Source organism: Amycolatopsis sp. NPDC058986 (genome assembly GCF_042741125.1).
Classification (GTDB): domain Bacteria; phylum Actinomycetota; class Actinomycetes; order Mycobacteriales; family Pseudonocardiaceae; genus Amycolatopsis.
The window spans coordinates 85,233-91,643 of record NZ_JBHYJW010000042.1 but is presented as its reverse complement, the minus strand read 5'-3'; the positions used below and the strand labels follow the sequence as shown (position 1 = coordinate 91,643).

General features: G+C 71.4%; 10 protein-coding genes. 3 read left to right on the top strand and 7 right to left on the bottom strand.

Annotated elements, in window-relative coordinates; all coding sequences use genetic code 11:
* Window positions 1-97 precede the first annotated feature (97 nt).
* Window positions 98-637, bottom strand: a complete 540-nt coding sequence (locus ACFW0G_RS31025; protein WP_378328980.1) for a type 1 glutamine amidotransferase domain-containing protein — start codon at window positions 635-637, stop codon at window positions 98-100.
* Window positions 638-815: 178 nt separating this feature from the next.
* Between ACFW0G_RS31025 and ACFW0G_RS31020 the strand changes: the two genes are divergently transcribed.
* Window positions 816-1,046, top strand: coding sequence for a hypothetical protein (locus tag ACFW0G_RS31020; protein ID WP_378328979.1), 231 nt, complete (start codon window positions 816-818; stop codon window positions 1,044-1,046).
* A 60-nt stretch (window positions 1,047-1,106) separates the two neighbouring features.
* On the top strand, window positions 1,107-2,084 hold the full coding sequence (locus tag ACFW0G_RS31015) for an anti-sigma factor RsbA family regulatory protein (RefSeq protein ID WP_378328978.1): 978 nt from the start codon (window positions 1,107-1,109) through the stop codon (window positions 2,082-2,084).
* 45 nt (window positions 2,085-2,129) lie between these two features.
* Here ACFW0G_RS31015 and ACFW0G_RS31010 read toward each other — a convergent pair whose 3' ends face one another.
* The 5 genes from ACFW0G_RS31010 to ACFW0G_RS30990 form a co-directional block, all read right to left on the bottom strand.
* Window positions 2,130-2,519: an STAS domain-containing protein gene (locus ACFW0G_RS31010; protein WP_378328977.1), complete on the bottom strand. Its 390-nt coding sequence runs from the start codon at window positions 2,517-2,519 to the stop codon at window positions 2,130-2,132.
* Window positions 2,520-2,661: 142 nt separating this feature from the next.
* The gene (locus tag ACFW0G_RS31005) at window positions 2,662-3,120 is read right to left on the bottom strand and encodes a DUF6328 family protein (RefSeq protein WP_378328976.1); all 459 of its coding nucleotides are present in this window, start codon (window positions 3,118-3,120) and stop codon (window positions 2,662-2,664) included.
* Window positions 3,121-3,138: 18 nt separating this feature from the next.
* Window positions 3,139-3,471, bottom strand: a complete 333-nt coding sequence (locus tag ACFW0G_RS31000) for a plasmid stabilization protein (RefSeq protein WP_378328975.1) — start codon at window positions 3,469-3,471, stop codon at window positions 3,139-3,141.
* 87 nt (window positions 3,472-3,558) lie between these two features.
* Window positions 3,559-3,870, bottom strand: a complete 312-nt coding sequence (locus ACFW0G_RS30995) for a DUF3618 domain-containing protein (protein WP_378328974.1) — start codon at window positions 3,868-3,870, stop codon at window positions 3,559-3,561.
* Between the two features lie 71 nt (window positions 3,871-3,941).
* On the bottom strand, window positions 3,942-4,358 hold the full coding sequence (locus tag ACFW0G_RS30990) for a phage holin family protein (RefSeq protein WP_378328973.1): 417 nt from the start codon (window positions 4,356-4,358) through the stop codon (window positions 3,942-3,944).
* Window positions 4,359-4,590: 232 nt separating this feature from the next.
* Here ACFW0G_RS30990 and ACFW0G_RS30985 point away from each other — a divergent pair, with 232 nt between their 5' ends.
* On the top strand, window positions 4,591-5,376 hold the full coding sequence (locus tag ACFW0G_RS30985) for an ATP-binding protein (RefSeq protein WP_378328972.1): 786 nt from the start codon (window positions 4,591-4,593) through the stop codon (window positions 5,374-5,376).
* Window positions 5,377-5,647: 271 nt separating this feature from the next.
* On the opposite strand, the gene ACFW0G_RS30980 is transcribed toward ACFW0G_RS30985, so the two are convergent.
* Window positions 5,648-6,349 carry an IclR family transcriptional regulator gene (locus ACFW0G_RS30980; protein WP_378328971.1) on the bottom strand — a complete coding sequence of 234 codons (702 nt, stop codon included), beginning with the start codon at window positions 6,347-6,349 and terminating at the stop codon, window positions 5,648-5,650.
* Between the last annotated feature and the right edge of the window lie 62 nt (window positions 6,350-6,411).

Genomic DNA, 6,411 nt, shown 5'->3' with positions numbered 1-6,411 from the left:
CAACCCCCCCCCCCCCCCCCCCGGGGGCGGCCCGGGGGGGGGGGGGGCCCCCCCGGCCGGCCCCCCCCGGCGCCGCCTGCCGGGTCAGGCTGCCGGGTCAGGCGAACCGCTCGACGATCGCGCGGCAGAACGCGGGCAGGTCGCCGGGGTCGCGGCTCGAGACCAGCGCGTCGTCGACGACGACCTCCTCGTCGACGACCGTGCCGCCCGCGTTGCGGATGTCGGTGCGCACGCTGGGAAACGACGTCAGGGTGCGGCCGCGGACGACATCGGCTTCGACCAGCGTCCACGGGCCGTGGCAGATGACGCCGACCGGCTTGCCGCCGCGGACGAAGTCCCCGGCGAACCGCACCGCGGCCGGGTCGCGGCGCAGGTTGTCCGGGTTCATCGTGCCGCCGGGAAGCACCAGGGCGTCGTAGTCGTCGGCCGACACGTCACCGACGACCTTGTCGACCTCGAACTCGTCGCCCTTGTCGATGTCGCCGTTCATCGCCTGGATCTTCCCCGGCCCGAGCGAGACGACCTCGGCCGTGGCCCCCGCGTCCGTCACCGCTTTCCGTGGTTCGACCAGTTCGACCTGCTCCACGCCGTCGGCGGCCAGTATCGCCACCCGCTTGCCCTGCAACGTCGCCGTCATAACCGTTCCCTTCTTGATTCGTGGGGATTCTCGTCTTCGCCCGGGTACCCACCGGGACCGGGCCGAATCACCCACCGGACCGTCCGGAGTGGACGGTCGGAGAATCGGGCCGTCCGGGGGCGGTTTCGTGCGGTAGGGTCAGGAACGGCCCGGACATCCGGGCCGGAACGGAGTTCGCATGTCCCCGTCCCCCACGGATCGACCTCCGCGAGGCGAGTTCGCCAGGGCAAGGGCCGACGCGGCCGAGGCCGAGGCGACCTTGCGAGCCAGGGCCGTCCGGGCCGTGGCAGGAAATTCCCGCGACGCGCGTGACCGCCACGAGCTACTGGCCATGCTCGGCCTGCCCGATCCCGTCGAGGAGGGTCCGGGTTTCGAAGCCGTCGGCCCGAGCAGGCCGACCGTGACCTGACGTCGATCCGACCGCATCGGCTGGTTTGCCGGTCCGTGCTCCGGGGTATCTAGCGCGGTGATGCGAGGGACCATTTCCGACACCTCCGGAACGGCCGACCGGCCGTGGGCCACGGCCGGACGGGAACCGTTCACGCATCCGGCGCTGTTCTACCGCGGTGAGCGGGAGTACCTGGCGGGCACGGTCCCGTTCGTCACCGGGGCGCTCGCCGGGGGCGAGCCGGTCGCGGTCGCGGTGCCGCCGCACAACCTCGAACTCCTGCGGGGTGCGCTCGGCGGTGCCGCCACCGACGTGGTCATGCTCGACATGACCGAGGCGGGGCGCAATCCCGGCCACATCATTCCCGGAGTGCTGCGTGCCTTCGCCGACCGGCATCCCGGCAGGCGCGTCCGGATCATCGGCGAGCCGATCTGGGCCGGCCGCTCCGCGCACGAGTATCCCGCGTGCGCACAGCACGAGGCGTTGATCAACCACGCCTTCGCGGGCCGTCCGGTCACGATCCTCTGTCCCTACGACGTCGGCACTCTCCGGCCGAAGGTGCTCACCGACGCGCTGCGGACGCATCCGCTCGTCGTCGACGCGCACGGGCAGCGCGCCAGCGATCGGTACGCGCCCGACGACGTCGTCGCCGACTACAACCGGCCGCTGCCCCCGCTCGCCGGCGCCACCGCCGTCACCGTCGATCTGGCCGGGCTGTCCGCGCTGCGTCACACGGCGATCGGGCTGGCGGCCGGAGCCGGGCTCGGCGCCGAGCGAGTCCAGGACGTCGCGCTCGCGCTCACGGAACTCGCCGGCAACAGTCTCGAACACGGCGGCGGGGCCGCCGAGGTGCTGATGGGCACGGACGGGGCGCACCTGGTGTGCCAGGTGCGCGACAGCGGTCAGCTCGCCGATCCGCTCGCCGGCTGCCGCCCCGCCGCGCCGGGGCAGATCCGCGGCCGGGGGCTGTTGCTGGTCCACCACGTGGCGGACCTGGTGCGGACACACACCGGCCCGGCGGGCACGTGTGTCGAGGCGCGTTTCCTGCTCGGCCGCTGACACATCGGCTCACCGGGCCGGTCCCCAGGTCCACAGAGGACGGACTCAGCCGCGCCCGACGTCGCGCAGCGCGCCGGATCTGGACGGGTACAGGTGGAGCTCCCGGTCAACCCCGGTGAGCCGGAGAAGCCGTTGCACGGTATGGGAATGGCTCGCGATCCGGAGGTCCGTGCCCCCGACGATCGCGGCCAGGTTGGACTCGACGAGCAGGGAAAGCCCGGTGCTGCCGAGGAAGCTGACCTCGGTCAGATCGACGATCAGCACCTCGGGTTCGCGGTGCAGCGCGGCGGTGAGCGCGGTGTCGAGGATGGGCCGGGTGGACAGATCCACCTCGCCGATCACATCGAGCAGTACCACGTCGGGGCGCGCGAGTGCGGTACGCACGGTCAACTGCGGCCCCGGCGCGGAACGCGCCTCCGGTGAGAGGAAGTCCATGACGGCTCCAGTGGTGTCGGCTGTGGACCGGACTCCGCTGGGCGAGGGTGCCAGCTACCGAGCCCGGATACGTCCTCGGGTCGGCTGCTGGTTGAACCGGATTCCAGCCTATGGCCCGCACTCGCCGAGCACAACCGGTGGCTCACCGGAACATCCGCAGCCACAGCGGGATGACGAACCACAGCAGCAGGAACACCAGTGCGGTGGCGGCGCTGAGCACCGCGGCCACGACGCCGCCGAAGACCAGGTAGCCGATCATCAGCACGGTGCCGGTCATCGCGGCGGCGAGCAGGACGAGTCCCAGTACGGCCAGTACGGAGGTGCCCCGCACGATCACCTCCCGCATGCCCCGCCGGAAGAGCAGCCGGTGCCACGCGGCGGGCGCGATCAGCAGAGCGACCGCGCCCGCCGCGAGAAGCACCGTCACGACGTGCACATAGTGCAGGAATCCGTCCACCTTGGCGTAGCGTTCGGTGAACGCCAGCGAGAGCAGGAAACCGAAGAGCACCTGGACGCCGGCCTGCGCGACACGCACCTCCTGCAGGAGCTCACTGAGATTGCGGGCGAGTCTTCGCTGGTCGGAATCCTCCGGTTCGCTCATCGGCTCCTCGTCTCCCGGTCAACGGCCGAGTGCCTGCTGGAGCTGCTTCTTCGTCATCTTGGAACGACCGTGGATGTTGCGCTTCCTGGCGTCGTTGTACAGCTGTTCCTTGGTCGGCCCGCCGGGGCCGAGCCGCTTGCCGGACCGGTGGCCGCCGCGCTGCTGCGGCGACTTGTCCCGGGTGGACGTCTTGCTCGCCGAGCGAGATTCACCGGACCGGGCACGGTTCTTGTTGACCGTGCGCGCGGCGATCTCCTCCGCGCGGTCCTCGCCGGTGCCGCGTTCCTTCTGCGACTCCTTGATGTGCTGGTACTGGCGCTCACGTTTCGAATTCCACGCCTGCTGGGGCATGACCTTCACTCCTTCCGGGCGGACCAGGTCCTCCGGTTAACCGCAGGGCATCCGGGATAAACGCGGCATCGCCCTGGCGGGGGCCGTTCAGTGGCCGCGCCGGCGCAGGAGCAGCCGGATCAGGAACACCGCGGCGAAGGCCGTGGCGAAGATCGGCAGCGGATGAGCGCGGACCGCGCCGGCGCCCTGGCGGAACTTCTCGGCGGCCGGCACCGACACCGTCGACGCGATCCGCGCGCTGGCCTTGTCCACCTTGTCGTCGACGTTCTCCCGCACGCGTTCGCGCACATCGAGCTTGGCCGCGAGCGCGTCGAGCGTTTCGGTCAGCTCTTCGCGCGTGACGTCGCGGTCCATCCTGGCTTCCTCGGCGTCGACGGGAAACTTCTCGTGCTCACCCATGCGATCGCCTCGCTTCGCGAGACAGTGTTCGACTCCTTTGGCGCATGATATCCATGATTCGTTCGCAAGCTTCACTCATGTCGCACTCCTCGTTTCACGGTCTCGATGTCTTCCCGCACCGAGCCGACGGTGTCCTCCGGTATCGGCGGGGCCGCCCGGCCGACCTGCTTCTTGCCTGCCAGCCCGGCGAATCCGGCGACCAGCAGCAGGGCCGCGCCGACGATCACCGCGGCCAGCCAGCCGGGCAGCACGAGGGCCAGCGCCAGTACCGCGGCCGCGACCAGCGTCGCGGCGCCGAACACCGCGATCAGTCCCGCCGCGCCGACGAGACCCGCGCCGCGCCCGAAATGCTTGCCCTTGCCGCGCAGCTCGGCCGCCGCGAGCCGGAGTTCGTCGCGGACGAGCCGTTTCAGCTCGTCGGTCAGGTCGGAGACCAGCTCGCCGACCGAACGGTCCTCGGCCGGGGTCCGGTTCACTTCTTCGATCACGGAACACCTCCCGAACGGCTTCCGCACCCGGGTAGCCGCATGTCGGGCACGTCAAACGCGCGGAGGGGAGCAGCGCGTCGTCCACTGTGGACGGGAGTGGACGGCGACCGGATGCCGGGTTTCGGCGTTTCCTGCCGGGGTATGGCACCAGCAGGACACTCGCGAGATCGGGAGGACCGATGAACGGCGACGGACCGCCGGTCATCCCGCGCCCTGCGCGCGTGATGCGGCCGTGACTGCGGAAATTCAGGAGGTCCGGCTGGTGCCCGCGTACCGGTCGGGCTGGACGATCGTGACAGTGACCGGGGTCGTCTCGGCGGAGAGCTATCCCTGGCTGCGGGACGGGCTGCTCCGGCTTGCCGCGGAGGCGGGTGACGGGCTGATCGCCGACATCGACGGGCTGCGTATCGACGGGGCCGGCTTCGTGCACGCCTTCAAACTGGTCGCGACGCGGATCGCCGACTGGCCGGGTGTTCCCTTCGGCATCGTCACGTCCCGGCCGGAACATCGCGCGCTGCTCACCGAACGCTCGATAGGCCAGGCGGCGGCGATCCACCCCGACGCCGACACCGCGATGCGTGTGCTGGACCGCCCCGCGCGGCGGCGTGCCGAACAGGAGCTGCCCCGCTCGGACGGCGCGGCGGCACAGGCACGCGGATTCGTCCGGACGATCCTGCGGGACTGGAACCTGCCGGACTCGGTGCCCGACGCGGAACTGGTCGCCTCCGAACTGGTCGAGAACACGCTGCGGCACACCGGTTCACGCCCTCGGGTGCGGCTCGAACTGCGCGGGCGCCGATGCGCCGTCGCGGTCGCCGACGACGAACCCGGCCAGGCCGTGCTCCGGGAACGGCTGGGAGCGCTCGAACCGGGACTGGGCCTGCGGATGGTCGCGGGGGTCGCGAAACGCTGGGGGAGCAGCAGATCCTGGACGGGCGGCAAGGTCGTGTGGGCGGTCCTCCCCGCGCGGGGCGGGAACGATACCGGCGGTCGCCGCTGGGGGCGGCCGTTCGAGTGACGGGACTCGGCTGGAGGTGTTGCCCGGCCGTGACTCGCGTTGCGCTCGGTCGAAGTCGAACGGGTGGTCGTGGGGCAGCCGGGGCGCGAGGGGTGCGTGCGCAAGGAGAGTGCGTCGCGCCGCTCGGGTGCCCCAGCCGCGTGGAGTACAAGATGGACACTGCTCTGTGGACGGTGGACTGCCCCGGAACGGTCCCCGCGCGTCACCGGACGACGACGGAAGGTGATCCCCGCCCACTGTCCCCATAGGACCGTTTGGGGCTCCTGTGACGTCAGAGGCGTTCCTGGAGCGCGTCCGCGGCGGCGAGCAGATCGGCCGCCCAGCGGGCGCCGGGCTTCCGGCCGATGCGTTCGATCGGGCCCGACACCGAGACCGCGGCGATGACCGTGCCCGAGGAGTCCCGGACCGGCGCCGAGACGCTCGCCACACCGGGCTCGCGTTCGGCGACACTCTGCGCCCAGCCCCGGCGGCGCACCTCGAGCAGCGTGCGCTCGCCGTACACCGCCTCCGACAGGATCGTCCGCTGCGTGTGCGGATCCGACCACGCGGCAAGGACCTTCGCGCCCGAGCCCGCCGTCATCGGCAGCCGGGAACCGATCGGGACCGTGTCCCGCAGCCCGCTCGGCGGCTCGGCCGTCGAGACGCACACGCGCTGGACGCCGTCGCGCCGGTACAGCTGCACGCTTTCCCCGGTGATGTCGCGCAGTTTCGGCAGCACCACACCGGCCGCGTCGAGCAGCGGATCGGTGGAGCCGCCGGCGAGTTCGGCGAGCGCGGTGCCCGGCCGCCACCGCCCGTCCGGCCCCCGGCGCAGCAGGCGATGCACCTCGAGGCCGACCGCGAGCCGGTGCGCGGTGGCACGGGGCAGTCCCGTCCGCGAACACAGTTCGGCCAGGCCACAGGGATCCTCGGCCACGGCCTGCAGCACGGCCACAGCTTTGTCCAGTACTCCGATACCGCTATGCTGTCCCACGACTCGATACTATCTTCCCGCACTTTGGGAAGTCCAGAATCTGGGAAAACCGAACTCGTGCT

Excerpts from the sequence above, each read along its gene's own strand:
- ACFW0G_RS31005 (WP_378328976.1), bottom strand. The coding sequence starts at position 3,120 with ATGAGCGAACCGGAGGATTCCGACCAGCGAAGACTCGCCCGCAATCTC.
- ACFW0G_RS31000 (WP_378328975.1), bottom strand. The coding sequence starts at position 3,471 with ATGCCCCAGCAGGCGTGGAATTCGAAACGTGAGCGCCAGTACCAGCAC.
- ACFW0G_RS31015 (WP_378328978.1), top strand. The coding sequence starts at position 1,107 with ATGCGAGGGACCATTTCCGACACCTCCGGAACGGCCGACCGGCCGTGG.
- ACFW0G_RS31025 (WP_378328980.1), bottom strand. The coding sequence starts at position 637 with ATGACGGCGACGTTGCAGGGCAAGCGGGTGGCGATACTGGCCGCCGAC.
- ACFW0G_RS31010 (WP_378328977.1), bottom strand. The coding sequence starts at position 2,519 with ATGGACTTCCTCTCACCGGAGGCGCGTTCCGCGCCGGGGCCGCAGTTG.
- ACFW0G_RS31020 (WP_378328979.1), top strand. The coding sequence starts at position 816 with ATGTCCCCGTCCCCCACGGATCGACCTCCGCGAGGCGAGTTCGCCAGG.
- ACFW0G_RS30995 (WP_378328974.1), bottom strand. The coding sequence starts at position 3,870 with ATGGGTGAGCACGAGAAGTTTCCCGTCGACGCCGAGGAAGCCAGGATG.